This window comes from Pseudomonas sp. SWI44, assembly GCF_002947915.1.
GTDB classification, from domain to species: Bacteria; Pseudomonadota; Gammaproteobacteria; order Pseudomonadales; family Pseudomonadaceae; genus Aquipseudomonas; species Aquipseudomonas taiwanensis.
On record NZ_CP026674.1, the window covers coordinates 5,661,983 to 5,688,796 of the forward strand.

21 protein-coding genes are annotated in these 26,814 nt (G+C 61.7%); 7 read left to right on the forward strand and 14 right to left on the reverse strand.

Annotated elements, in window-relative coordinates; genetic code table 11:
* Window positions 1–33: 33 nt before the first annotated feature.
* Window positions 34–1,947: an AAA family ATPase gene (locus C4Q26_RS26640; protein ID WP_104883958.1), complete on the reverse strand. Its 1,914-nt coding sequence runs from the start codon at window positions 1,945–1,947 to the stop codon at window positions 34–36.
* 88 nt (window positions 1,948–2,035) lie between these two features.
* Window positions 2,036–2,935: a helix-turn-helix domain-containing protein gene (locus C4Q26_RS26645; RefSeq protein ID WP_027907570.1), complete on the reverse strand. Its 900-nt coding sequence runs from the start codon at window positions 2,933–2,935 to the stop codon at window positions 2,036–2,038.
* A 150-nt stretch (window positions 2,936–3,085) separates the two neighbouring features.
* Here C4Q26_RS26645 and C4Q26_RS26650 point away from each other — a divergent pair, with 150 nt between their 5' ends.
* From C4Q26_RS26650 to C4Q26_RS26660, 3 genes are all read left to right on the forward strand, one after another.
* Entirely contained in the window at window positions 3,086–4,444 is a 1,359-nt protein-coding gene (locus C4Q26_RS26650) for a glutamine synthetase family protein (RefSeq protein WP_023380483.1), read from the forward strand.
* A gap of 116 nt (window positions 4,445–4,560) precedes the next feature.
* Window positions 4,561–5,649, forward strand: a complete 1,089-nt coding sequence (locus C4Q26_RS26655) for a polyamine ABC transporter substrate-binding protein (protein ID WP_027907571.1) — start codon at window positions 4,561–4,563, stop codon at window positions 5,647–5,649.
* Between the two features lie 13 nt (window positions 5,650–5,662).
* On the forward strand, window positions 5,663–6,958 hold the full coding sequence (locus C4Q26_RS26660; protein ID WP_104883959.1) for an FAD-binding oxidoreductase: 1,296 nt from the start codon (window positions 5,663–5,665) through the stop codon (window positions 6,956–6,958).
* Window positions 6,959–7,293: 335 nt separating this feature from the next.
* Here the strand turns inward: C4Q26_RS26660 and C4Q26_RS26665 are convergent, their stop codons facing one another.
* Window positions 7,294–8,670, reverse strand: coding sequence for an L-serine ammonia-lyase (locus C4Q26_RS26665; protein ID WP_104883960.1), 1,377 nt, complete (start codon window positions 8,668–8,670; stop codon window positions 7,294–7,296).
* Between the two features lie 146 nt (window positions 8,671–8,816).
* On the opposite strand from C4Q26_RS26665, the gene C4Q26_RS26670 reads away from it, so the two are divergent.
* Window positions 8,817–9,761, forward strand: a complete 945-nt coding sequence (locus C4Q26_RS26670) for a LysR substrate-binding domain-containing protein (RefSeq protein WP_023380479.1) — start codon at window positions 8,817–8,819, stop codon at window positions 9,759–9,761.
* 50 nt (window positions 9,762–9,811) lie between these two features.
* On the opposite strand, the gene C4Q26_RS26675 is transcribed toward C4Q26_RS26670, so the two are convergent.
* The 10 genes from C4Q26_RS26675 to C4Q26_RS26720 all read right to left on the reverse strand — a co-directional run bounded on the left by C4Q26_RS26675 (window position 9,812) and on the right by C4Q26_RS26720 (window position 20,378).
* Window positions 9,812–11,230: an undecaprenyl-phosphate glucose phosphotransferase gene (locus C4Q26_RS26675; RefSeq protein WP_104883961.1), complete on the reverse strand. Its 1,419-nt coding sequence runs from the start codon at window positions 11,228–11,230 to the stop codon at window positions 9,812–9,814.
* 200 nt (window positions 11,231–11,430) lie between these two features.
* Window positions 11,431–12,171 (reverse strand): WecB/TagA/CpsF family glycosyltransferase, encoded by a 741-nt coding sequence (locus tag C4Q26_RS26680; RefSeq protein ID WP_104883962.1) that lies wholly within the window; start codon window positions 12,169–12,171, stop codon window positions 11,431–11,433.
* Complete coding sequence (locus C4Q26_RS26685; protein ID WP_023380475.1) at window positions 12,171–13,358, reverse strand: glycosyltransferase family 2 protein; 1,188 nt, start codon at window positions 13,356–13,358, stop codon at window positions 12,171–12,173. The genes C4Q26_RS26680 and C4Q26_RS26685 overlap by 1 nt, the downstream gene beginning before the upstream one ends.
* Window positions 13,355–14,557 (reverse strand): glycosyltransferase, encoded by a 1,203-nt coding sequence (locus C4Q26_RS26690; protein ID WP_023380474.1) that lies wholly within the window; start codon window positions 14,555–14,557, stop codon window positions 13,355–13,357. Before C4Q26_RS26690 ends, C4Q26_RS26685 begins: the two co-directional genes overlap by 4 nt.
* A 61-nt stretch (window positions 14,558–14,618) precedes the next feature.
* On the reverse strand, window positions 14,619–15,623 hold the full coding sequence (locus C4Q26_RS26695; protein ID WP_104883963.1) for a DUF535 family protein: 1,005 nt from the start codon (window positions 15,621–15,623) through the stop codon (window positions 14,619–14,621).
* A gap of 7 nt (window positions 15,624–15,630) precedes the next feature.
* Complete coding sequence (locus C4Q26_RS26700) at window positions 15,631–16,605, reverse strand: glycosyltransferase family 2 protein (protein WP_104883964.1); 975 nt, start codon at window positions 16,603–16,605, stop codon at window positions 15,631–15,633.
* A 63-nt stretch (window positions 16,606–16,668) separates the two neighbouring features.
* A complete protein-coding gene (locus C4Q26_RS26705; protein ID WP_027907575.1) occupies window positions 16,669–17,193 on the reverse strand; it encodes a serine O-acetyltransferase in 525 nt (174 codons plus the stop codon).
* 8 nt (window positions 17,194–17,201) lie between these two features.
* A complete protein-coding gene (locus C4Q26_RS26710) occupies window positions 17,202–18,158 on the reverse strand; it encodes a glycosyltransferase family 2 protein (RefSeq protein ID WP_023380470.1) in 957 nt (318 codons plus the stop codon).
* Window positions 18,151–18,768, reverse strand: coding sequence for an acyltransferase (locus C4Q26_RS26715; protein ID WP_027907576.1), 618 nt, complete (start codon window positions 18,766–18,768; stop codon window positions 18,151–18,153). Before C4Q26_RS26715 ends, C4Q26_RS26710 begins: the two co-directional genes overlap by 8 nt.
* 143 nt (window positions 18,769–18,911) lie before the next feature.
* A complete protein-coding gene (locus tag C4Q26_RS26720; RefSeq protein ID WP_104883965.1) occupies window positions 18,912–20,378 on the reverse strand; it encodes an FAD-dependent oxidoreductase in 1,467 nt (488 codons plus the stop codon).
* 429 nt (window positions 20,379–20,807) lie between these two features.
* Between C4Q26_RS26720 and C4Q26_RS26730 the strand changes: the two genes are divergently transcribed.
* From C4Q26_RS26730 to galE, 3 genes are all read left to right on the forward strand, one after another.
* Window positions 20,808–22,334 (forward strand): O-antigen ligase, encoded by a 1,527-nt coding sequence (locus C4Q26_RS26730; protein WP_027907577.1) that lies wholly within the window; start codon window positions 20,808–20,810, stop codon window positions 22,332–22,334.
* Window positions 22,335–22,339: 5 nt separating this feature from the next.
* The gene (locus tag C4Q26_RS26735) at window positions 22,340–24,937 is read left to right on the forward strand and encodes a cellulase family glycosylhydrolase (protein ID WP_104883966.1); all 2,598 of its coding nucleotides are present in this window, start codon (window positions 22,340–22,342) and stop codon (window positions 24,935–24,937) included.
* 76 nt (window positions 24,938–25,013) lie between these two features.
* Window positions 25,014–25,976, forward strand: a complete 963-nt coding sequence (galE, locus tag C4Q26_RS26740; RefSeq protein WP_027907579.1) for a UDP-glucose 4-epimerase GalE — start codon at window positions 25,014–25,016, stop codon at window positions 25,974–25,976.
* A 28-nt stretch (window positions 25,977–26,004) separates the two neighbouring features.
* Here the strand turns inward: galE and C4Q26_RS26745 are convergent, their stop codons facing one another.
* On the reverse strand, window positions 26,005–26,805 hold the full coding sequence (locus tag C4Q26_RS26745; RefSeq protein WP_023380464.1) for a CpsD/CapB family tyrosine-protein kinase: 801 nt from the start codon (window positions 26,803–26,805) through the stop codon (window positions 26,005–26,007).
* Window positions 26,806–26,814 lie beyond the last annotated feature (9 nt).

Consider the following 26,814-nt stretch of genomic DNA (forward strand, 5'->3'; position numbering starts at 1 on the left):
GATCAATGGGGCCGCTTTGCGGCCCCATTACCCTCAACCCCGCGCCTGGTCCTTGACCCAGTCCAGCATCCCACCCGGCACGATCAACTCATGCCGCGCCCGTGAACACGCGGTATAAAGCCCGGCCAGCGTCCGCGCCCGCTCATTGCGGCCTCCTCCAGTGCTCGGCGCCACCATCAATTCCGGCGATACCATCACCCGGGCGAACTCCATGTTCTTCACATCCCGCACCCGCCCCAGGAACAGCTTCGGCGCCTTGTCCCAGCGGTAACGGCTCTTGGCCTTGGCGAAATGCTCCGGGGTATAGCCTTTGCGCAGCATGTTGGCCACCGCGATGAAGGCCTTGTCGTCGCCTTTGTCCTGCTCCAACGCTTGCCAGCTGGCATAGCGGAACAACATCGGGTGGCGTGGCCGGGTTCCGTACCGGTACAGCTCGATGCAGTCCTCGACGAACAGCTCGAAATCCTTGCGTGCACTTTGCAGCAGGACGAACGGCACCCCTTGGTGCGTCAGTCGCTGGAACCAGCCGAATAGCCCCCACTCGTCATCGACGATCAACGCCGTCGGCTGCTCGGGAACCGTCACGGCATCGAAGAAGCTGACGCGCGTATAGTGCTCGGCGCTGCCACTGAAGGCTGCCTGGATCGACGCCGGGTGGGCCTGGATCAGCGGGTTGAGCACCGCGTCCATGGCCGGCCCGGCGCGCAGCGAATGATCGATGTAACGCTGGCGGATGAAACCGCCATGGTGCGGGCTCAGGCCGTTGAGATTCTGTAGTTCGTCGCCCAGGGCGATGACCGACTGCGGGCTGCGGTCGAGCACGGCCAGCATGGGCGCCGACAGTTCATGGGCCTCATCGACGATGACATGGGTGTAGCGGGCGTCGATCACCTCGAAGGTCAGCGACAACAGCTTCACACGGTGGTAGTCACGCACCGGCAACTGGATCTCACGGGCCGAGGGGCGAACCAGTTCTTGCCAGTACAGGCGCGCTTTATCCAGCAGCACCTCTTGGTCCAAGGGTGTGATACCCGGGCCGGCCCAGGGCAGATGGTGCAGCTGCAACTGGTCGTCCCCGCTGTGGCAGAACGCACGCACGGCCTTGATGCACAGCGCCACCACATCGCGGGCTGCCAGTGGGCCGATGTCCGGGATACCCAGCCATTTCACCACCTGCGCCTCCTGCGGGCGCCACGACAGTTTGGTCCGGTACGGATCACGCAAACGCCAGCCATTGCTGGTCAGGTCGCGGTTGAGTATTTCGTCGGCCAGTTGGCCGAATGTCATCGCGGTGTACGCCTGGGCATCCTTGACCCTGGCCTGCAGCGCCCTGAGCTGACCTTCCGTCAGCGCCAGCAACAATGTACGAGAAGGGTCGAGCAAGCGGGCGAACTGGTGAATCAGAAAGGTCTTGCCAGTGCCTGCGAAGCCCTGCACCGCCACCGACTCGTCGGCACATGACAGGAACTCGCGCAGCAGGCGGTTCTGCTGGTCGCTCAGCATCAGGTCACTGGCCAGCGACGGCAAGTACACGGGGTGCAAGGGCGTGGCGCGCTGCCGGTAGATATCGGCGAACTGAAAGCTCCACTGACCGTCGTCGTCGAGCAACTCCTGAGTGTCATACTGGACCTCGGCCGACAGCAGACCGATACCGTTCTCGCCCAGCATTCCCAAGCCCATGGCGAATGCCTCGCGGTCGTAGCGTTGCGCGACCTGCGCCTGGAACTGACCAGGCGCAGCTGCTTCCACGTCGTTGGCGATACGCACCATCTCCGCCAGTCGGCGCTCCTGGGCTTCGACCGATGGAGTGCCTGACTGGCGCGGCAGGTTCTGCACGAACAGCACGGCGGCAGCCTCCAGCAGGCTGGCGGACAGAAAGAAGTCGCCGGCGGCAGGCTCACGGGCAAGACGGTCAGCTCGATCGCTGGACAAAGGCAGGTAGAACATCGACACCTCGAGGCAGAACAGCCGGGCACGATAACAATTTTCGCCCACAAATGCTGGGCTCAGTGCCGAACCTGCGCAAACGACCGGCTCAGGCCCTGACGCGCTTGAGCGTTTCGCTCGGCAGCTCCCTGAACAACTGTCGGTAACTTTCCGAAAACCGCCCCAGGTGCCAGAACGACCAGCGCATGGCGACTTCCGCCACGGTCACCTCGCCGCCGCGCAGCAAGTCACGGCGTGCGCCGTTGAGCCGCCGCAACCGCAACCACTGTGCAGGCGCCAGGCCCGTGAAGGCCTTGAACGCCTGTTGCAGCTGTCGCAGCGACACACCCGCCACCTCAGCCAGTTGCATCAGGTTCAGGGTTTCTTCCGGGCAGTCCGCCGCCCATTCGCTGACCCTGTGCATGATCGCCCGCTCCTCGCCACGCCGTCCCAAGGCCCCTCCCTGCAGTCGCTGGCAGGCGTTGTCGAGAATGAACAGGCAGTCCTCCAGCAGTTGCTCGGCCAAAGCCTGCCCCTCCAGCGGACAGTCGGCACGGCCAAGGCGTGTCAGGGTGGCGCTCAGCCAACTGCCGAACAACGCGTTCTGGCCACTGCCCAACGGCACCATGAACAACCCCTCCAGACGCTGCGGGTCGAGGCCGTGGCTGGAAAGGAAACGCTGGTCGAACACCACCGCGACTTCCTGGTAGTTCTCCGGGGTGATCCAGATGTTGCGGCTTTGCTCGTTGAGCAGGTAAAGGCTGTCTTCGCTGCGGTCAAAGCAAAACGCCAGCGACCCGCTCGGCGCCGTGAAGAATTGCTCCACGCGGGTATTCAGGCGCTCTTCGTAAACCTCCACGCCATCGAGTCCGAGGCACCGCAATTGGCCATTGAACAGCCCCGGCGACATCTGCCGGTACTGCTGCTGCCAGCCTGGGGTGGCCCGGACTTGCTCGGTTACATCGCTGGTGGTGAAGGCCTGGACCTGCAAGGCATTGGGCGTTGTCACACGCTGTCCCTTTGCACTCTTTTGGTGCATTTATTGACGAAGAAAGTGGATAGATCGCTGCGCGCTGCTGCGGCCAAGATAGCCCTCAGCGCGTCACCTGGGAAGCCACCGGCCCCCACCGCGCCACAAAAACCCAATCAAGAGGTCTGTATGAACGCCCCCTTCGATCAGCTGTCCACTTGGCTGAAAGAACACCGGATCACCGAAGTCGAATGCGTGATCAGCGACCTGACCGGCATCGCCCGCGGCAAGATCGCCCCGACCGCCAAGTTTCTTCACGAGCGCGGCATGCGCCTGCCAGAGAGCGTTTTGCTGCAGACAGTCACTGGCGACTACGTCGACGATGACATCTACTACAACCTGCTCGATGCCGCCGACATCGACATGGTCTGTCGCCCAGACCCGACGGCGGTCTACCAGATCCCTTGGGCCATCGAACCCACCGCGATCGTCATCCACGACACCTTCGACAAACACGGCAACCCCATCGAGCTGTCGCCGCGCAACGTGCTCAAGAAGGTGCTGAAGCTGTATGCCGACAAAGGCTGGCAGCCGATTGTCGCGCCCGAGATGGAGTTCTACCTGACCCAGCGTTGCGAAGACCCGGACTTGCCGCTGCAAGTGCCGCTGGGCCGCTCGGGCCGTGCCGAAAGCGGCCGCCAGTCGTTCTCCATCGACGCCGCCAACGAGTTCGACCCGCTGTTCGAAGACGTTTACGACTGGTGCGAGATCCAGGGGCTGGACCTGGACACACTGATCCACGAAGACGGCCCGGCGCAGATGGAGATCAACTTCCGCCACGGCGATGCCCTGGACCTGGCCGACCAGATCACGGTGTTCAAACGCACCATGCGTGAGGCTGCGCTCAAGCATAACGTGGCGGCCACTTTCATGGCCAAGCCCATCACCGATGAGCCAGGCAGCGCGATGCACCTGCACCAGAGCGTGGTCGACATCGCCACCGGCAAACCGGTGTTCGCCAACGACGATGGCAGCATGAGCGAATTGTTCCTGCACCACATTGGCGGCCTGCAGAAGTACATCCCCAAGCTGCTGCCGATGTTCGCTCCGAACGTCAACTCGTTCCGCCGCTTCCTGCCCGACACTTCGGCACCGGTGAACGTCGAGTGGGGCGAGGAAAACCGTACCGCCGGCCTGCGTGTGCCGACCTCCAGCCCCGAGGCCATGCGTGTGGAGAACCGCTTGCCGGGCGCAGACGCCAACCCCTACCTGGCGATCGCCGCGAGCCTGCTGTGCGGTTACCTGGGCATGGTCGAGAAAATCTCGCCGAGCGCACCGGTGCAGGGCCGCGCCTACGAGCGACGCAACCTGCGCCTGCCGATCACCATCGAAGACGCCCTGCAGCACATGGAAGACTGTGAAACCGTGCAGCAATACCTGGGCAAACAGTTCGTCCAGGGCTATGTGGCGGTCAAACGTGCCGAGCACGAGAACTTCAAGCGTGTGATCAGCTCCTGGGAGCGCGAGTTCCTGCTGCTCAGCGTTTGATTCCCCGGGGCGCCCAGCGCCCCAACCGCCTTGCAAGCGCCCGACGAACCGGGGCGCTGGGCCGCCTTGCGGCCCCCTACACCCAACTCAAAGAAAAAGACCAACGAGGTGTCGACATGCGTCATTTGCAGTCCCTGATCCCCGCAGCATTCACCCTGGTGTTCGCAGCGGCCGCCCAGGCCCAGCCCACCGTGAGCGTGTACAACTGGACCGACTACATCGGCGACACCACGCTGGCAGACTTCCAGGCCAGCAGCGGAATCAAGGTGGTCTATGACGTCTTCGACTCCAACGAGACCCTCGAAGGCAAGCTGCTGGCTGGCCGCACCGGCTACGACGTGGTGGTGCCCTCGAACCACTTCCTCGCCCGGCAGGCCAAGGCCGGCGCCTTTTTGCCACTGGACCGCAGCAAGTTACCGAATTTCAAGCACTTGGACCCCAAATTGCTGAAACAACTTGAACAAAACGATCCGGGCAACCAGTACGCGGTGCCGTATCTGTGGGGCACCAACGGCATTGGCTACAACGTCGACAAGGTCAAGGCCGCGCTTGGCATCGACAAGATCGACTCCTGGGCTGTGCTGTTCGAGCCCGAGAACCTCAAGAAACTCAAGCAATGTGGGGTGGCATTCATGGACTCGCCGGACGAACTGTTCCCGGCCGTGCTCAACTACCTGGGTATGGATCCGCGCAGCGAAAACCCGAAAGACTATGAAAAAGCCGAGGCCCGCTTGCTGGAACTGCGCCCCTCCATCACCTACTTCCATTCCTCCAAATACGTGTCCGACCTGGCCAACGGCGATGTCTGCGTAGCCTTTGGTTATTCCGGCGATGTGTTCCAGGCCGCCAACCGGGCCATCGAGGCCAAGAACGGCGTGAAAATCGCCTATAGCATCCCCAAGGAAGGCAGCAACCTGTGGTTCGACCTGCTGGCCATTCCCAAGGATGCCAACAATCCGGAACAGGCCTTGGCCTTCATCAACTATCTGCTTGACCCACAGGTGATCGCCAAGGTCAGCGCCACGGTTGGCTACGCCAACGCCAACCCCGATGCCAAGGCCTACATGGACGAATCGTTGGTCAACAACCCCGAGATCTATCCGCCTCAGGAGGTACTCGACAAGCTGTATGTGTCGAGCACGCCGAGCCCGAAGATCATGCGTGTCATGACCCGCTCCTGGAGCAAGATCAAGTCCAACCGCTGAGCGAGTTCGCGCCATGCCTCTGAATACCCAACACACTGCGTCCTACTATGCCGCCACGGCGCGTAGCACTGCACCTTACCCCAGCCTCGATACCGAACTGACAGCCGATGTGTGCGTGGTCGGCGGTGGCCTGACCGGGGTCAATACCGCACTGGAACTGGCCGAACGTGGCCTCTCGGTGGTCTTGCTGGAAGCCCGGCGCATCGGCTGGGGCGCCAGCGGGCGCAATGGCGGTCAGTTGATTCGCGGTATCGGCCACGATGTCAGCGGGTTCGCCCGCTATGTGGGCCAGGAAGGCGTGCGTTACCTGAAGCACGCCGGCATCGATTCGGTGGCCCTGGTCGCCCGCCGTATCGAACAATATGCCATCGCCTGCGACTTGCGCTGGGGCTTCTGCGAACTGGCCAACACACCTGCCCAGTTCGCGGCCTTCCAGGATGAACAAGCTGAACTGGCAGCGCTTGGCTATCGCCACGAAACCCGCCTGGTGGGCCCCGAACACCTGCATGAGGTGGTCGCCAGCGACCAGTACGCCGGCGGACTGGTGGATATGGGTTCCGGCCACCTGCACCCACTGGACCTGGTCCAGGGCGAAGCGCGGGCCGCCCTGGCCCTGGGCGTACGGATCTTCGAGCAGAGCCCAGTGCTGCGCATCGAACATGGCACCACGGTGACCTTGCACACCGCGCGCGGCAAAGTGCGCGCGCAAAGCCTGGTATTGGGTTGCAACGCTCACCTGGACGACTTGGAGCCGCGCCTGAGCGGCAAGGTACTGCCCGCTGGCAGCTATGTGGTGGCGACAGAACCGCTGCCCGACTCGCTTGCCAGCACGCTGATCCCTCAGAACATGGCGCTGTGCGACCAGAAAGTCGGCCTGGATTACTACCGCCTTACCGCCGACCGCCGCCTGCTGTTCGGCGGCGCGTGCCACTACTCGGGGCGCGATCCAAAGGACATTGCGGCCTACATGCGGCCGAAGGTCCTCAAGGTGTTTCCCCAGTTGGCAGACGTACGCATCGATTACCAGTGGGGCGGCATGATCGGCATCACCGCCAACCGATTCCCTCAGGTCGGGCGCTTGAGCCAGCATCCGAACGTGTACTACGCACAGGGTTACTCCGGCCACGGCCTGAACGTGACCCACTGGACTGCGAAGCTGCTCGCGGAGTCGATTGCGGTTGGGCAAAGCCAGGGGCTGGATGTATTCAGCGCCGTTCCGCATCTGACCTTCCCGGGTGGCAAGGCGCTGCGTTCACCGCTGCTGGCATTGGGGATGCTGTGGTACCGCTTGAGGGAGGTACTCGGTTAAGAAGGCCGCTTCACCCTGGGGGAGCGAGCCTCGCCCGCGATGCTCTTTTTGTTCGCCGATATGGGGCTGGCGTGGGATCGAGCGCTGCTTACGCGACGCATCGCGAACAAGGCTCGCTCCTTCGGTTGTTCCACGCCGATCAAGGCAAAAGCGGGTTTACCCGCGAAGAACTCGACGCGGTGCAGCCTCTCCGACTTATCAGCAATACATTCAATGCTTTAAGCACCAGATCTGAGATATGACTTTAAGTAGATACTTATCCGATAATTTACTCAAAGTATCGACTGTAACCTATTGTCTTACATGCCATTTTACAATCATATTTCAGCGCGTCTTCAGCATTCCACGAACGCCACCGCCAAACCACCTCGCGAGGTTTCCTTGTAATTGGCATGCATGTCTGCCCCCGTGTCGCGCATGGTACGGATTACGCGGTCAAGGGAAATGAAATGCTCGCCATCGCCGCGCAGGGCCATCTGCACGGCATTGATTGCCTTCACCGCAGCAATGGCATTGCGCTCGATGCAAGGCACCTGTACCAGACCACCGACCGGATCGCAGGTCAGGCCCAGGTTGTGCTCCAAGGCAATCTCCGCAGCGTTCTCCAGTTGCGCGGGAGTGGCGCCGAGCACCTCGGCCAGACCGGCGGCAGCCATCGAGCAGGCCGAACCCACCTCCCCCTGGCACCCCACCTCGGCACCCGAGATCGACGCGTTCTTCTTGCACAGGATGCCAACCGCAGCGGCCGCCAGCAGAAATGCCACCACATCGTCATCGCAGGCGTCGGGGTTGAACTTCATGTAGTAGTGCAGCACCGCCGGAATGATCCCTGCCGCACCGTTGGTGGGTGCAGTGACCATACGACCACCGGCAGCGTTTTCTTCATTCACCGCCAGGGCGAACAAGTTCACCCACTCCATTGCACTCAGGGTCGAGCCGATGACATTGGGCTTGCCCAGCTCCTGCAGGCTGCGGTGCAGGCGTGCGGCGCGGCGCTTGACGTTTAGCCCGCCCGGCAGGATGCCTTCGTTGCGCAGCCCATTGGCGACACACTCGCGCATGGCCGACCAGATACCCAACAGGCCCTGGCGCACGTCCTCCTCGCAACGCCAGGCGCGCTCGTTGGCCATCATCAACTGGCTGACACTCAGGCCGTGGGCCTTGCACAAGGCCAACAGTTGGTCGGCGCTGGAGAACTCGTAGGGCAAGGTAACGCGATGCGCGTCGTCGCGCGGTGCGTCGATTTCGCCCTGCTCGACGATGAAGCCACCGCCAATCGAGTAGTAGGTCTGGCTGAACAGCAGCCCTTGTTCACCCTGTGCCTCCAAGGTCATGGCATTGGGGTGGTACGGCAGGCTTTCGTCCAGCAACAGCATGTCGCGGTCATAGTCGAACGCAAGCGGGTGGCTGCCATCGAGCATCAGACATCGCTCTTGCATCAGTTGCCCGATTCGCGGCTCGATGGTTGCCGGGTCGATGCGGTCCGGCCACTGACCCATCAGGCCGAGCAGGCACGCGCGGTCTGTAGCATGACCCACGCCGGTGGCCGACAGCGAGCCGTAAAGACGCACCTGCACCCGACGAATCCGCCCCAGCAACCCCTGCTCACGCAGGGCCAGGGCAAAGCTTGCCGCCGCGCGCATCGGGCCCACTGTGTGAGAGCTGGACGGGCCGATGCCGATTTTGAATAGGTCGAAAACACTGATAGTCATGCTAATGCCTGACCGTGCCAGCCACGTACGCCGCTGCACGGACCTCCGGAAAAATTGAACGGTGATACGAAGTTGCGCGATACTGCCGCGCATACCTTCGGATGACCAACGAAACTTTCTAAGCAAGGCTTTAGCTTAACTAAAAGATGAGACGACAACTCAATGGCCAGACGTTCGTCTGGCTGCATGTGTTCTCCTGTGCGGCCCGACACCTGTCTTTCACCCGCTGCGCCCAGGAACTGCACATCACCCCCGGCGCCGTCAGCCAGCAGATGCGCCAGCTCGAAGAGCGCCTGGGTTACCAGCTGTTCCTGCGCCGGGCGCGGGGCGTGGAACTGAGTGCCGAGGGCCAGCGCCTGGCCCAGACCGTGGCCGAAGCCTATGGCAGCATCGAGGCCGAGTTGCTGCGCCTGGATGCCGGGGAGATTCGTGGCACCTTGCGCGTGCGGTCGATTCCTTCCTTCCTGGCTAAATGGCTCACCCCTCGCCTGCCACGCTTCCAACAGCGCTACCCGGATATCGAACTGCGCCTGGTGGCCGAGGACAGTGCCCAGGCATTGCACCCGGATGATTTCGATCTGGCCATCGACCTGAACGACGGCAGCTATCCCGGCATGCTGTCGACGCCATTGCTGGACGAGCAGATCTTCCCGGTCTGTTCGCCCGCGCTGTTAAGGGGGCGCCCACCGTTGCACGGGCCAGCGGACTTGGTGCACTACCCCTTGCTGCACGACATTACGGCCTGGCGCGGCAGTTCCGAGTATGCCGAGTGGGAGTTCTACCTGGACGGCATTGGTGCCCGTGGACTGGATGTACGCCGCGGCCATACCTTCAACCGCAACCATCTGACCATCGAAGCCGCCATTGCCGGCATTGGCGTCGCCATCGCCCGGCGCACACTGCTCAACGACGAACTCGAACGAGGCGCGCTGATCGTGCCGTTCGGTGTACCGATCGCCAACCACAAACGCTATGTCCTGCACTACGCGCCTGGCGGTTTGAGCCAGCCAGGGGCGCGTGCGGTGCATGACTGGCTGGTCGAAGAAGCCGAAGGGTTTCGGGCGTTACACCCTCTGCACGCTCAGGACTGAAGCAATGCTCAACGGAAGCTTCAAGCTGCGACTGGGCAGCCCTGATGGCTTCAATAGGCGTGCTTGCCCGTAAAGGCATTGAGCGTTCGCACCAGAATCACGAAGTCCAACCACAACGACCAGTTGTTGATGTACTCGATATCGGAGTCCACGCGCTGGATCATCTGTTCGATGTCTTTGGTTTCCCCACGGAAGCCGCGCACCTGGGCCAAACCGGTCATACCCGGTTTGATGTTGTGGCGCGCGAAGTAATCCACGATGTCCTGGGAATACAGCGAATCATGTTGCAGGGCATGGGGACGTGGCCCCACCAGCGACATTTCACCTGTCAGCACATTGAACAGTTGCGGCAGTTCATCCAGGCTGGTGCGGCGGATGAATGCGCCTACCCGGGTCAGCCGTGGGTCGTTCTTTTGCGCCTGTTTGACCACGCCAGCTTCCGGCTGGTGGACGTGCATGCTGCGGAACTTCCAGATGCGGAACGATTCGCCGGTCCAGCCGGTGCGTTCCTGGCGGAAGAACACCGGCCCCGGGCTGTCCAGCTTGATGGCAGCGGCAATCGCCAACAGAACCGGTGATGCACACAGCACGATCAGCGCGGCAAGCACCCTGTCCTCCAGGTTCTTGAGGAACAGGCTCATCCCCGTCAACGGCGTCTCGGACAAGGTCAACACGGGAATACCGGCAATTTCACGCACACTGTGGTTGATCAGGCGCAGCGAGAAGATGTCAGGCACCCAGTTGACGGCGATGCACCTGTCGAGCAGCTTGAGGTAAACCTCGCTGATGACCTCCGATCCGCCCAAGGGGGTGACCAGGTAGACCGTGCGCACCGCATGGCGCGTGACGATTTCATCGAGGTCGCCAACATGCCCGAGCACCGGCAAGCGCTGCTTGCCGTCAACGCCGTCCTTGCCATTGTCCTGCCCCGCCTCCATCAGCACACAGCCCACTACCCGCTCGCCAAGCCAAGGGTTGTTGCTGATCTTCTGATGCAGGAAGTTGGCCAGCTCCCCTGTGCCGATGATCAGGGCATTGTCCAGCCCGTGGGTCATGAAGCGCTTTTGTACCTCGCACACGGCGATGTGCAGGAATAGTTGGGCGAAGTAACCGATCACGAACAGCTTGCCCACCAGTAAGCGCGAGTAGGTCTCGCTTTGCTTGGTGAGAAACGCCATGACCACGAGAAAGCAGAACGTGACCGACCAAGCCTTGAACAGCCTGAAGGCCTTGATGCTGAGCTTGGCATTGCTGCGGTAGATCGCATAGTGGTCGTAGACCACCGCCAGCGCGCCGATCAGCAACAGCAGCATGATGACGTAGTCGGAAGTGATGTAGCCGAACTGGGTGTAGATCAAGTACCAGGCGATACCGGTGACGGCGATTCCATCGAGGCCAGCTTGAATGGCGTTGCTGACGCTGCTTCTGCGCTGGAGTAAGGAGCGACTGCTTCTGGGTTCGAAAACCATTCTCCGACCTCATCTATGTGAGCGTAGCAAACGTCTTTGCATCCGCTTCAACGGGCGCAACAGCCGCTTTCAGTGCCTGAAAGCCCGACGCCCAATGAAAGCCCCACCCCAGCCCGCCAACGAGGCGGTTGTAATCAACTGTAGCAGCGCCGTGTCACCCGCGTGGTCGCAGTGCCCTCCTGCCCTTGCTTTTGGCCGGTTCACACGCCCCGCCGGCTAAGCAACCAGGTGCGCAGCAGAAACAGCGGATTGCCCAGCACATAGCGCACGAACAACCGTTTAGGCTCCCTGAACAAGCGGAACGCCCATTCGCCGCCCAGGCGCCGTATCCAGCGGGGCGCGCGGGTGACCTTGCCCCCTAGGAAATCCAGGATGGCCCCACCACAGACAATCAGACACGGCGAGGCAGCCCGCGCCAGCTGGACGGCAACGGCCTCCTGTTTAGGCATGCCCATGCCCAGAACGATCAGCTCCGGGCGGACCTCGCGCGCCAGTTCGAGATAAGTGTCGGCATCGGCGAAACCATGGTGAATCGAAACAGGCACTACGCCATGAACGCTCGCAGCGTGTGCCACCGCCTGGCTCAGGAAGGGTTCCTGGGTCCCCCAGAACGCCACGCGACGCCCCTTGTAGCTCTGCAACAGTTTTGGGATGAAGTCGGTGCCGTTCATGTTCAGGCCAGGGTCCAGGCCCAGCTGGCGATAGAGGATCGACATGCCTGCCCCGTCCCTCAGCAGCACGTCAGCGCCTGACAACGCATGGCCGTATTGCGCATCACCCACCACCAGGTTCATGGCATGGGCGTTGACGAAACCCAGCACGGTCGGCGCCAGTGGCGCTGACAGCGCTGCCAGTATCCGCTGCTCGTCCGCCGGATCGCTGACCACCCGCAACTTGCCGAGGATCGTCTTCCAGCGCTGTTGCCAGGGGTGCTTGTCCATCAGCCGTCGTCCCTCTTCGAGCGCACCCAATCGACCTGGCGCTTGATCAGAAAACCCAGGTACAGAGGGATCTTCCTGGCGGCATAGAACGGTGCGTACAGCAGCACCGAAAACGAGATCAAACGCCGTGCGAAGCGCCACCACGCCAGCCACACCGCCCCCATCAGCAGCCCCATCGCAGCACTGGCGATCACGGCCGCCAGCCAGGTCCCGAACAACACGCCCGCCAGCCATGAAATGCAGAACAGCGCCACCCAGGAAAGCGTCAGCAGCGCCAGCGGCGGCACCATCAGGTCCAGGGCCATGGCCAGCAGTGCGCCGTTGCGTTGCGTGAAGGCAGCCGCAAGTCGCCTGGGGGCATCCGCCAGCAGCACGCCCAGATGACCGTGCTCCCAACGGGTGCGTTGGGTGTTCAAACCCTCCTGACTGCTCGGAAAGACACTGGTGACCTGCGCATCGCTGCAGAACACAGGCGGTTTGCCGCGCTGGCAGAAATCCAAGCCCAGCTTCAGATCCTCGACCAGATGCCCGTTGGCCAAGTCGACCAAGGCCAGCGCATGCCAGGGCAATGCCATCCCTGCTCCCATGAGCTGGCACGGCAGGCCCAATCGAGCCCAGCCCCGGGGGCGCACAAGGTTCTTCACACGCCAGGCAAATTCGGCGACCTGAACCTTCAGCCCCGCCCCCTGGGGTGCATGCATCAGGTAGAGCGCTTGCACCGGCCGATCGGCTGCAGCGCAGGCGCACGCCAGACGTTCGATAGCACCCTCTGCCACCCGGCAATCGGCGTCGATGATGATGAGCACCTCAGGCGCGTCATCCTTCAAGTGGCGCACGCCGAAGTCCAACGCATAACCCTTGCCGCGCAGGTGCGCATGCTGGCGCTCGACCACTTGCGCCCCCGTGCAACGTGCCAGTGCCGCTGTGTCGTCGGTGCAATTGTCCGCCACCACCAGCAACCGATCGCCCTCGCGCAATTGCGGGCGGATGCTGTCGAGCGTTGCGCGAATCACCGGTGATTCATTGTGCGCCGGTACCAGCACCGCCACGCGGGGGCGCGCCCCGGCCAGCACCGGCGGTGAGCGTGTTGGCAGGCAGGCCGCCAGCACCTGGGTGAACAGCACCAGCACTGGCAGCAGCATGACCAGTGAAACCGCCACCAACAGCCATCCCAGCACGGTAATCATGCGCAGGTCCTGAAGTAATGAGCCAACTTGGCCGCTTCGGTGTCGATATCATGGCGCTGCAACACACGGCGATACGCCGCATCGCCCATTTTCTGCAGTACCTCGGCAGGTTGGTCCAGGCATTCGGCCATGGCGTCGGCCAATTCTTCCACTGCACCTGCCGGGAACAACCAGCCACTCTCGCCCTGGCGGACCAGTTCGGGGATACCGGCCACGTAGGTCGTCAACACCGGCCTGCGCAAGGCCATCGCCTCCATGATGACCACCGGTAGGCCCTCGGCAAAACTGGGCAGCACCAGTGCCCGGGCGGCGAGGATCTCCTCACGGACCTGGGCACTGCTGATCCAGCCGGTGATGCGCACTTGCCCTTGCAAGCCATGCTGCGCAATGAAAGCTTCGATGGGTGGACGCATCTCACCGTCGCCGGCCAGTACCACCTCGAACGGCACCGACCGTGCCGCCAGCAGACGTACAGCCTCCAGCAACAGCAATTGCCCCTTTTGCTCGCACAGCCGCCCCACGCACACCAGCCGAGGCACCGCCGGCGCGTCGACCGCTGGCACTTCGTGGAACGAGCGCTCCAGGCCGCAATGCACCACTTTCACCTTCGCCCAATGCTCATGGGCTACCCAACGGTAAAGCTGGCTGCGCCCATAGGAGCTCACCGCGGCAACGAAGGCGGCGTGCCGCACTTTTTCGCCCATATGGAGAAACTGCGGTTTGTCGAACTCTTCCGGCCCGTGCACGGTGAAGCTGTAGCTCGGCCCGCCCAGGGCGTTGGCCAGCATTACCACTTCAGTGGAGTTGGTGCCGAAATGCGCATGCACGTGCTCGGCGCCGAATGCCTGCAGCCACTGCACTACACGGCAGGCCTCGGCCAGGTAGACCAGATGGTACGGCCAGGGGCGGTCGGCCCGCCGCCCATGGCGCAGCGCCAGGCCAAGCGCCGACATGAAGCGCCGCGGTTGGGCACGTAATACCTCAAACAACGGCATGAACAACCCCTTCAGGCCGTCCTTGAGCACGTAGAGGGTCTTGTCGCGTTCTGCGAGGTCTTCGTCATCCTGCAATTGGGCATCCCAGCCACGCAGGGCGATGCGTTGGATCTCCATGCCCTGGCGTTCCAGGGCGAGGATTTCCCGTCGAATGAAACTATGGCTGACCTTCGGGTACTGATTGATGAAATAAGCAATGCGCATAGGAATCCAAGTCGATGCCCGCGTGATGAATGACCAGGCTTGCTCAGTCGTTTCCAGCCCGTTACTCCAGGCTGTTGGTCACTGGCCTGTCCCCCGATTTCGTCAGGTGATGCAACGTTTCCTGTCCCTGCTGTAGTGGTGATGGCCAGGCTGCGGGTTGAACGGGGAACATGCCCTCGATATGGCCAAACACATCGTCGAGCATGGCGTGACGCCTGCGGTACATCGCCCGCTTTTTCGGGGCGATGTCGTCGGCCGAGCGTCTGGCGGCCTCCAGCGGAATCGTGAAGAAGTCCTCGCGCTCCGACGGCGATGCGCCGTTCTCCAGCCAGATGGTGTCGTAGTTGGCCGCCAGATCGTCGGCCTTTTCGGTGCCGAAATAGCGATGACGATGGTGCCGATAGCGGTCACCGACCGCATAGATACGGGCAACGCCAAGGGTTCTGGCCAGGCACTTTAGGACTTCGATCAAAAAACTTCTCGGGCGCAGCCCTTCGAAATCCTTGGTCAGGTCCCGGTAGATACTCAACGACCTTTCGCTGTCGATACCCTTGTGTATTCCCTGCACGGCACCGATCAGCACGAAGACTTCACCCCCGGTACTGCCAAGGCTGAAGGCCAGTGATGCCACACGCAGGTCGCCCTGGAACAGGTTGAGCACCAACTCCCCCTCGCGCCGGAACCAGACAGGCCGGTCCAGCACCAGGGTGCACTGGCTGGAATACCCCGACAGATCGCACAGCACCTGATGCTCGTCACGCCCCATCAGCAACAGCCTCGGGAACTGCTCGGCGACCACTTCATAGTGCGACGCTACCGCATCCAGCCGCTGCGGCGCTTCCCACGCCTTGCTGATGTAGGGCCACTGCACCACGCCAATGCTGTCGAAACCCAGCGCCTTGAACCCCTTGGGGCCCAGTGCTGCCGACATGCGCGCCACGAAGGCCTTGAGGTCTTCCCGCTGCTTGATGATCAGTATTCCCAGCTTGAGCTTGTTGTTCAGTGCCCGTAGCGAGTAACCGGGCTGCAGTGTGAGCACGCTTTTCACGATCGACCGATATGTCATGGGTTTCTCACTTGTACTCGATCAGCGCGGATTTGCCAGCGCCGAACCTGTTCAAAAGAAACTTCGCCTGCCCCACCATCTCGGGGAACTTCCCAAGCACCAGAAACACCGCCTGCAGCCAGTTCTCACGCCATGTTCGCCCACCACGGCGTGCCAGGCGCATCGTCTGCAAAGGGTAGATCAGAAGTGGCAGCAGCCCGACACTGCCCAATGACAGGCTGGCCACCACGCTGGCCAGCGGCAGCCCCAGGCCCCAGAACCAGGCCCGACGAGATTCTCTGCGCCAATGTCGCTCGGGCGTCTCGCCATGCAAGTGCGCCCCTTGGGCGAAGGCGTAACCCGCTCGCATGCTCCGCCGCCACCACTGGCTGAAACGGGTCATGTCGGCATCGTGCAGGGTCATCTCCACGCCCAGTCGCCAGATCTTCCAACCGCCGGCGCGCAGCCGCACACACATCTCGGGCTCTTCGCCGGCGATGAGGTCGGCACGAAAGCCCGACACCGCCAGGAAGGCTTCGGCACGTATCAGCGCGTCGCCCCCGCACGCCTTGGTTTCACCCAGTGGTGTGTCCCATTCCAGATCGCACAACAGGTTGTAGATCGAATGCCGCGGGTACCGCTCGCGACGCCGACCGCAGACCACGGCAACCTCTGGATGCGCCTGCAGAAAAGCCTGGGCTTGCTCAAGCCAACCGGCGACCACTTCGCAATCGCCATCGACGAACTGTACCAAGCGCAGCGACGGCATTACCCCGTGCAAATGGGCAAAGCCTTCGTTGCGTGCACGCGCTGCTGTGAACGGGATGGACAGATCCAGCGACACCACCTCGACACCCTGGTCCAAGGCGTGCTGCACCGAGCCATCGGTGGACCCCGAGTCGACATACACCACCGTGTCCGCACAGCCTGCCACGGAGGCCAGGCAACGCTCCAGGCGCAGCCCTTCATTACGGCCGATTATCACGACTCCGATGCCTGTCACCCTGGGCCTCACTCGTCTGCCTTGAACGAAACACGCCTTTTACCGCGCTGCCCTGCGGCTACCTCAGGAACACAAATTGGCCTCGACCGGCTTTCTCGCCTTGATGGTGGCCGGGACACCCACCGCCGCGCAGTTGTCCGGCACGTCGGTGAGGACCACGGCATTGGCGCCGATCAGTACGTTGTTGCCAATGCGGATATTGCCCAGCACCTTGGCCCCGGTGCCAATGTCGACATTGTTGCCGAACACCGGCGCGATAGGCTCCTCCACATTCTTCAAGCCCACCACCACCCCATTGCGAATCCGGCAGTCATCGCCAAAGCGCGCGTAGCCGCTGATCACGATGCCGCCAAAATGGTCGATGACGAAATTGCGGCCTATCACCACCTCGCAGGGCAACTCAACCCCCGTGATGATCTGAATCAGCTTGAACAGCACTCTGTAGACCAACGAGCAGAGCTTGCGCAGGATCGCTGGGCGCACACCGTAGCGCCAGCGACCGAACCGGTAGACCAGCAGAACCCAGAAGCCCTGGGCCCCCCAATCTCCACCATGTGCTCGCAGGTCGGCACGAATGTTCTCGAACATGGTTTAACCTACCGTGTGGGTTGGCGTGCGAACCGGGTCGCGAACAGTGACGACCAGGTGGCTTGGGTATGCAGCCAGCACGCCTTGATAGCCGCCCAGCCACGCCCTTTCAACAGCGCCTTGAGGGCCAGGATCGCATCGCCGAGACTGACCAGCAGCATGTGCAGGATCAACCCCGTGACGCCGTGGTGCTTGCGGAAGTACAGGAGTTCGCTTTCAATCTGATAGGTGGAAATCTGCCGGCTGGCCGCCTCCAGTTCCGCCACCGACTTGGAGCTTTCGCCGCCGATATGCACCACGGTGGTGTGCGGGTAGAACACCACTTTCCAGCCTGCCTCCTTGACGCGCTTGCAGTGGTCCACTTCCTCGTAATACAAGAAGTAGCGAGGGTCGAACAGACCGACCTGGTCGAGTACTTCACGGCGAACCAGGTAGAAGCAGCCCGGCAGCCAATCGCATTCGCGGACCGTGCCGTGGTCCCAGCTCATTTCGTCGACCATCTTCAAGCCAGGGAAGAACCGGTCCAGCCCGGTTCGGGAGACGAAGATGTTCAAAGGGGTCGGAAAGTATCGGCAACAGGGCTGCAGATCACCGTCACGCCCCACCAGGCGTACGCCCAGCACACCGCACTCCGGATGGGCCTCCATGTATTCGAGAGTCTTGTCCAGGGTGTCGCTTGCCACGAATGCATCGGTATTGAGCAACAGCGCGTACTTACCCTGCAGGTGTTCCAGCAGTTGGTTATTGGCCCGCCCAAAACCGACATTGTGCTTGTTGCTGACCAACAATGCCTGGGGGCAGACCTGGGCCATGCGCGCCACCGAGTCGTCGACCGAGGCGTTGTCCACCACCAGGTAACTTGCCAGCTGTTCGCCCCTGGCCTTGCGCAGGGCATCGAACATCGGCTGCAGCAAGGATGCCGTGTTGAAGTTCACCACCATCACATCGACGGGCTTTCTATCCATTGTTGCCCTCCCCGAAGAAATACTCGCGCCGCATGGCCGCCAGCTTCGGTTCCATTACCGGGTCATAGCCACTTTTGCGCTGCTTGATCAGGTCGGCCCACGGGTATGCCTCACAGCGCCGCTCTACTCGCTCGATCAGTTCTTCGGTGGTGCAGATGAATTTGGCCGGGTTGCCGCCCACCACCGTTCCGGGCGGGACGTCCTTGGTGACCACGGCACCTGCGGCAACGACCGAGTCGGGCCCGATGGTCACCCGGGGCATGACGATGACCCCGTGGCCGATGAAGCAGTTGTCGCGAATGTCGATATAGCCCACCGAATCCAGATGCTTGCCATAGCACACGCCAATCAAGGCGGCGACGCCATCGTGGCCCAAAAGGGTACAGTCCGACAGCCCCACGTTGGTGCCCAGACGCACCAGCACAGGGTCCGTCACGTTGCAGCCCACGTTCACATGCAGGTTGCCCCCAACCGAGTAGAACTTGCCCCAGCGTGTCAGGTACTCTCCCCAATCCCTGGCATTGGGGTGGCAAATCTTTTTGTAAAGCGAACCGCCACGTCCTGTTGAGAGTGCGTAATGCTTCAAAGCGCTGCGTATCCATCCGATCATGTTGCTGGCCTCGCACGTAATGCGATCATGGACTGTCCCTGAGGCGACTTCGGTCTCGTTCTTGTTGGTACTGACCGCCTCGCACTCAACCCGTTATCAACCGCGCTGTCGCTGTCGCGCCCCACTGGCGCCATTGCCCTCCTTCAGACAACCGTTCGGCTCGTCGTGCGCATCTTGTCATTGAGGTGATCCACCAGCCGCAGCGCGAATTGCAGCAGTGGCATGGTCGGGTTCGAAGCCCCGCCGGTGGCAAAGATGCTGCTCCCTGCCACGTAGAGATTCTCGGTCCCAAAAACCTTGCAGTCGGTATCCACGACCCCGTGCTGCGCCGATGCAGCCATGCGCGTTGTGCCCATGTGATGGGCGTGCGGCGACATTTTCAGGGGTATGGAGGTGTCGTAGACGAATGGGTTGAGCTTGACGAAGCCAAGTTGTGCTTCGGCGAACTGCTTGGCGAGCTCACTGCCAATGCACTTGATGGTGTGTCGATCGGTAGGGCTGAGCACCCAATTGACATTCACCTTGGCCATGCCCAGGGCGTCTTTTTCATCCAGCAGCGAGATCCGGCTCTGCGCGTTGGGGAACTGCTCGATCATCGTCCCGATTACGCCGTCACCTGGACAACTGAACTGTGCAATCCATTCGATCTTGCTGGCCACGCCCCAATCGCATGCCAGGTTCTCGAGGAAGTTCTTGACTTCGGCGGTCCGCCCGTAGGTCTGCACCTCCTCCACCACGGTCGCCGAAACATTGCCCTTGCCAGCGTGATACTCGGCGACGAAAGCATCGGTGGTGTAGTACTGGCGGCGGTCGGTGGCTTGCCCCTCCTTCAGGATGAAAGAACCTAGGTCGACATTCAGATGCTCCATGAAGCAACGCCCGACCCAACCTTCCTTGTTGGCGATACCCGCCTGCTGAAGGGACTTGCTGTTTAGCAACTGCCTGGCGTTCTCGATGGCGCCCGTGGCCAGGATGAAGTGCTTGGCCTTCAGACGCTCGCGTTGACGGTCGTAGTCCGACACCACCACGGCTGTCACGCTGCCCGAGGCGCTGTCGAACTCCAGGTCGACACAGTTGCAGTTGATGAACACATCCAGGCCATCGGTCTGCTTGAGTTCCGCTTCGTATTTTTGTGCAAAGCGCGTCGGGGGGCTGAGCAGAAACACGTCAGCCTCGAAATCACCGCCTTTGAGGCCGGTATTTATCGGGCGAAAGTCGGCCCCTTTAGGCAGGTCGACAATGTCCATCGCCGCTGGCAGGTAGCGCTCCACCTCCGAATAGGGGATGGGCCAACCCGGCAAGTCGCCGGGGGGCGCAACGGCGAAATCGGAGGGTGTGAAAGGACGGCAGCGGCCCGCCCAATGGTTGGACGTACCCCCCAGAAAACGCAGACGTGTCTCGGCCGGGTACAACTCAAGGCCTGTGGACGTACACGTGTAGAGCGCATGGGAGCGTTCCGAGTGTTCGACTCCGCCGCCTTCCAGCAGCGCCACGAGCCAACCGGCCTTGGCCAGGCGTATCGCCAGGGTTATACCGGCCGGGCCTGCACCGACAACGCAGAAATCATAGGCGTCACGCAGTTCTTTTTGCGTTTGATAGTCCTTGATCATGCCTGCCCGTCCCGGAAGTACTGAGATGGCAATACCCATCCATTGATGACGACGAACTCGGACTTGGCCTGCGGCTTTGGCGTCGCCCGCGAAACGGTGCCGAATACCGCGCCCCCAATGCCCAGCAGGACGCAATTGCGTAGAAACCGCCTACGACCCAGAAATGGCGCACAAAACTGAAGCTTCCCCATGATCCCCGGACCTATGCCAAGTGTTATCGAGAGGCGTCCCAGCCATTGGAAAGCGCGAATCCTGCCTCGGTGCCCGTTTCTATGCCGAGCCCTGACCGGCTTGCTGCAGGTTCGCCAATGCCAGCAGATGAATCGCCGGCACGGCTTCAATCTCCAACCGATAGCGCTACAGTTCACTATAGTTTCAATCAGCCATGATGCTAGCCGACCTCCACCAAGGGATAGGTGCCCTCAGCCAATGCCTGAACATTTACGTGCCCTGATCGTCATTCTGTTCCTGGCGTGCGTCGTATTCGTGCTGGCGCGCCGACCAGCGACAGACCTGATCCCGGAGCGGGACTTCAAACGTCGCCGTAACCTATGGTTCGGCCTGACACTGCTGGCGTTCTTTTCCCATAGTTTCTGGCTTTATGCCCTGGCGGGTGCGGTCATCATGAGCCTGGCCGGGCGTCGCGAACGCAACCCGATGGCGTTGTTCTTCATGTTGTTGTTCCTGATTCCACCGGCCGCTGTACCGATACCCGGCTTTGGCTTGATCAATTACCTGGTCGACCTCACCCATGTGCGCCTGCTCACCCTCTGCGTGCTACTGCCCGCGGCATGGGCACTGAGCAAGCAAGGCGACACCCAACCCTTCGGTCGCAGTTGGCCCGACAAGTTGCTGGCGGCGAGCATGCTGCTGATGTGCGTACTGTCGCTGCGCGAAACCACCGTCACCGACACGCTGCGTCAGGCGCTGTACCTGTATGTGGACATGTTCCTGCCCTACTACGTCGCCAGCCGCGCGCTGAAGGACCTGGAAGACTTCAAGGATGCCCTGCTGGCCTTCGTGCTGGCCTCGTTCCTACTGTCGATCATCGGCGTGGCCGAGTACGCACGTCACTGGCTGCTGTACAACGCACTGACCGACGCCATGGGCGTGCCCTGGAGCATGAGCAGCTACCTGAGCCGTGGCGGCTCGCTGCGCGCGAGCGCCACCACCGGCCAGGCCATCGTGCTGGGCTACGTGATCAGCGTGGCGATTGGCTTGTTCCTGTTCGTGCAGGCCTATGTACGCAAACCCATCCATCGCTACCTGGGCGCCCTGCTGCTGGCGGCCGGGTTGTTCGCGCCCCTGTCGCGCGGCCCCTGGATCGGCGCTGGGGTCATCGTCGCGGCCTTCATCGCCACAGGCCGGGGCGCGGTCAGGCGCTTCATCCTGCTCGGCCTGGCCGGTGTGCTGTGCGTGCCCCTGCTCACCGTGATACCGGGCGGAGAAAAAGTGCTGAACCTGCTGCCCTTCATTGGCAACATCGAAACCGAGAACATCACCTACCGCCAGCGCCTGATCGACAACTCCTGGATCGTCATCCAGCGCAACCCCTGGTTCGGCTCGTTCGACTTCCGCAGCACCCCCGAGATGCAGTCGATGATCCAGGGCCAAGGCATCATCGATATCGTCAACACTTATGTCAGCCTGGCGTTGCGGGTCGGCATGGTGGGGCTTGCGCTGTTCATCGCCTTCTTCGTGGTCATCCTGATGGGCATCCGCAGATCGATGCGGGCATTCCCCGACAAGGACGATAAACAACGCCTTCTAGGAAGGGCGCTGCTGGCCACGCTGCTGGGCATCATGGTCATTATCTTTACCGTCAGCAGCATCACCGTGATTCCGGTGATCTACTGGTCCGTTGGCGGGCTGGGTGTGGCCTACATCCATATGGTGCGCAAGCTCCGGCAAGAGCAGGCCGCCGAGTTGCCCCATGCCCGCCTTCAAGCCAGGTAAACTCGATGACACGAAGCCCCCTGCATTCCCTCATCCGGGCCACGGCTCTGCTTGGCCTGGTTTCGTTGCCCATGGCAACGTGGTCGTCCGATTGGGCCGTCAACATCGAAGAGCGCAACGGTTTGCCCAACATCACCCGGGGTGGCGGGCCGGCGATGATCGCCAAGTTCAGTTTCTTCGCACAACAGTGGAACTGGACCGGCTATTACCCCACCTTCACGGTCAAAGCCCCGCAGCAGTACACCCTCGCCGGTGAAAACAAGGACTTGAACTTCAAGCTCGTCGCAGACATCCGCAAGGATACCCCGCAATCATTGACCTGGGCATTCGACCTGCAGACCGAGCAACGGCACGACGATGTCATGGGCGGCGGCATGGTGTTCAATTTCGACCCGTCGCTGTTCGCCGGCGAAATGGGTGCACCGCAATTGCTCCCCGGCAATCGAGGCTGGGCCTGGGGTACGGAAGGTAAACGCCGTGTCGAGATGCGCTTCGAACCACCGTTGGCGAAGGTGTACTTCGAGCGTGGCAACCCGGATGAGGTGCGCGCATTCTTCTATGACCGCCAGATAACCCCAGGCCGCCAACAGATCAACGCGGTGCTGAGCGTGACGGGCGACATCGCCATCGGCCAGACCCAGTCCGAACGGTTTGGCCTGAGCGACCCGAAAAGCTGGCCACAAGACCAGCTGGACTGGAAAACCTCGCCGGTCGACCTGTCGTTTCTCAACGCAGCAGAAAAACCAGCTGGCAAGCACGGCTTCGTCAAGGCTGACGGTGAACGACTGGTGTTCGCCGACAACACGCCCGTGCGTTTCTGGGGCACCAACCTGTCGGCCTCTGCCCTGTTCGACACCCCGGACCAATACATCAAGCAACAAGCCAAGCGCCTATCGGCACTGGGCTTCAACCTCGTGCGCCTGCACCACCATGACTCACTCTGGGTGCTGCCCAACATCTTCGGCGATGGCAGGACGATCAAGAACACCCAGCAACTCGATGCCGAGTCGCTGAGAAAACTCGATCTGTGGATCAAATGCCTCAAGGAGGAAGGCATCTATGTGTGGCTCGACCTGCACGTACAGCGCTCGCTGATGGACAGCGACGGCATCTATGGCTTCGATGAACTGCCCAAACAATACGGGCGAGCCGAATTCAAAGGCTACGCCTATGTGAACGTCACCATTCAACAACGCATGAAGCAGTTCGCCGAGCAGTACCTGAACCATGTGAATGCCTATACCCAATTGGCCTACAAGGACGACCCCGCCATCGCGGCGGTGCTGATCACCAACGAGAACGACATCACCCATCACTTCGGCAACGCGCTGTTGCCCGACAAGAATGTGCCCAGACACAGCCGGCTCTACATGGATGAGGCCAAGGCGTTTGCCAGTCGCCATGACCTGCCGGAGGACGCCACCTGGCGCGCCTGGGAGCATGGCCCGGCCAAGCTGTTCCTCAACGACCTGGAGCATCGCTTCGATGTCGAGATGATCGAACACCTGCGCAAGATCGGCGTGAAAGTGCCCATCGCCACTACCAGTAGCTGGGGCGGCAATGGCTTGAGTTCGCTGCCGGCGCTCACCACGGGCGATCTGATCGACGTTCACAGCTACGGCGGCATCGGCCAGCTGGAAAAAAACCCGCTGACCAGCGATGGGCTGGTCGACTGGCTGGCAGCCGCCCAGGTAGTGGGCAAGCCATTGACCGTCACGGAGTGGAACAACGAGCCCTTCCCGCTCCCCGATCGCCACTCACTGCCCTTGATCGTGGCGGGTACCGCCAGCCATCAGGGCTGGGACGCATTGATGCAATATGCCTATAGCCAGGAGGGGCTTGGCGATGGCAGGCAAACGGCGGACAACTGGCATGCCTACAACGACCCTGCCCTGATCGCCACCCTCCCGGCGGCGGCCTTGCTGTATCGACGCGGCGATGTGCAGCAGGCGCAGACCCGCTACGTCTTCGCCCCGTCGGTCGAAACCTTGTTCAACCGCTCGATCTCACCGAGTGATTCGGTGCTGCTGCGTACCGCCATGGAAAAAGGCATGTTGCAGATCGCCCTGCCGCAAACGCCGCAATTGCCATGGCTCGCCCAAAGCGACATCCCGGCCAACGCCCAGTTGCTGCATGACCCTGAGCAGTCGCTGCTCGACAACAATGCCACCCAGGCCACCACGGATACCGGTGAGATCACGCGCAATTGGCAGCAAGGCCTCTACACCATCGATACGCCCAAGACCCAGGTCGCCAGCGGCTGGCTCGGCGGCCGCTCGACCCGCTTGTCGAACCTTCAGGTGCAACTGAAGACGCCCTATGCCAGCGTGGCCGTGCAGAGCCTGGACAACCAGCCGCTCGGCCAGTCGCACAGCCTGCTGGTCTCGCTCGGCACGCGGGCCGTGCCCAAGGAAGACAAAAGCACCCCGTTCTATGTCGAGCCCCTGGTCGGTGCCTTGAGTATCGCCGCACCGCCGGGCCTGAAGGCCTATGCCCGCAGTGCCTCGGGACAAGAAACAGTGCTTCCAGCCCGTTACGAAAATGGCCGCTACACCCTGAACTTCGACGGCCAGCACATGGCCAATTGGCTGTTCTTGAAATAGGCCATTCGGCCTTCTACGCTCTGAAAAGACCTGTATTGGCAGGCCCTCAACACTGAATCTGTTCCAGGAGGATTGGATGAAGTACTTGGTTGTCGGAGGCGCAGGCTATATAGGTTCGCACATGGTCAAGTACCTGGCGGACGCAGGTCACGAGGTGGTCGTGGCGGATATCGCGCAAGCACGCCCTGACATCAAGTGGGTCGGGCTGGATGTCGCCGACAAGCACGCACTGGACACCTTGTTCGCCGAATCCCCTTTCGATGCGGTCTTCCACTTCGCCTCCCACATCCAGGTGGGTGAGTCGGTCACCGACCCTGCCAAGTACTACCAGAACAACGTGGCAGCCACCCTGACCCTGCTGCATGCCATGGTACGGGCGAACATCAAGCACCTGATCTTCTCCTCCACCGCTGCCGTCTATGGCGACCCGCAGTACACCCCCATCGACGAGCAACACCCCAAGCTGCCGATCAACCCTTATGGGCGCAGCAAATGGATGGTGGAGCAGATTCTGGAGGACTTCGACCGGGCCTATGGACTGAAATCGGTATGCCTGCGTTACTTCAACGCCGCCGGCGCAGACCCAGGCGGTCAGATCGGCGAGTGCCATGAACCGGAAACCCACTTGATCCCGTTGATCTTGCAGGCCGCGTCAGGACGACGCGAGGCGATTACCGTGTTCGGCCATGACTACGATACCCCCGATGGCACCTGCATCCGTGACTATATCCATGTCAACGATCTGGCCTCGGCGCACGCGCTGGCCGTGGATTATCTGTTGAAGGGCGGCACCAGCACGGTCTTCAACCTGGGCAACGGCCAAGGCTTTTCCGTCCAGCAGGTGATCGACACTGCCCGCGCGGTGACTGGTCGGCCGATCAACGTCAACAAGGCGCCGCGCCGCGCCGGCGACCCACCGACGCTGGTCGCCGATGCCGGCAAGGCGGAAACCGTGCTGGGATGGAAACCGCAATTCACCGCGTTGGAGCAAATCGTCTCGCACGCCTGGAGTTGGGAGCAGCAGTACCCCTGGCACTGACTGCCAAGGGTATGCCGGTCGCCTTCAATCAATAGTAGGAGCGAGTCTGCGGCTCTGCCTTGTTCAGTACCGCGCCGATCAGGTTGGCAGTACCCAAGTGGTACAGGCAGTCTTCGATCTCTTTCTTGCTGTTCTGACCATTGGCCACCACCAACAGCACGCAGTCGAACTTCGGCAGCACGGTGATGGCGTCGTCGGAACTGAGCAGCGGTGGCAGATCGAAGATACAGATGCGCGAGTCGTAGCGATCGCGCAGATCGCCGATCAGGTTGGTCACCCTAGGCGAAGACAACACCTCGGTGGACAGCGGTATCGGCTCACGGGTCGGCAGCACCACGAAGCGCGGCAACGTTGGGTTGACCAGCACCTCTTCCAGTCCGGCCTTGCCAGACAACAGTTCGTTCATGGCCTTGCCCATCGGCAACCCAAGGCTGGCACCCACCCTTGGACGGCGCAGATCGAAGTCCACCAGCAGTGCGGTCTTGGTAGTGTGATGGGCGATACTCATCGCCAGGTTGATTGCCAGCACCGTCTTGCCTGCCTCGGGTGTCGGCGAGGTGATGGCCAAGGTGCGCCAGCCATTTTCCTCCATGGCCTGCAGCACCTGGGTACGCAGGAGGTCGAAGGCCCAGCTCATGTTCGAGTTCTTGTTGTACGCCACGATTCGGTGTCGCTCGAGGTGCTCGGCCCGCAGCGGCACAACGGTGGTTTGTACATAGTCGAATGGGCCAAGTACTTCGGTTTGCTCGACCGCAGGTAGCGGCGTGTCCGAAGCGTTGGGCGATACCTGGTGCAGGGGTTTTCCAATAGCCGGCGTAATTCTGTCCATCGCTGCTGT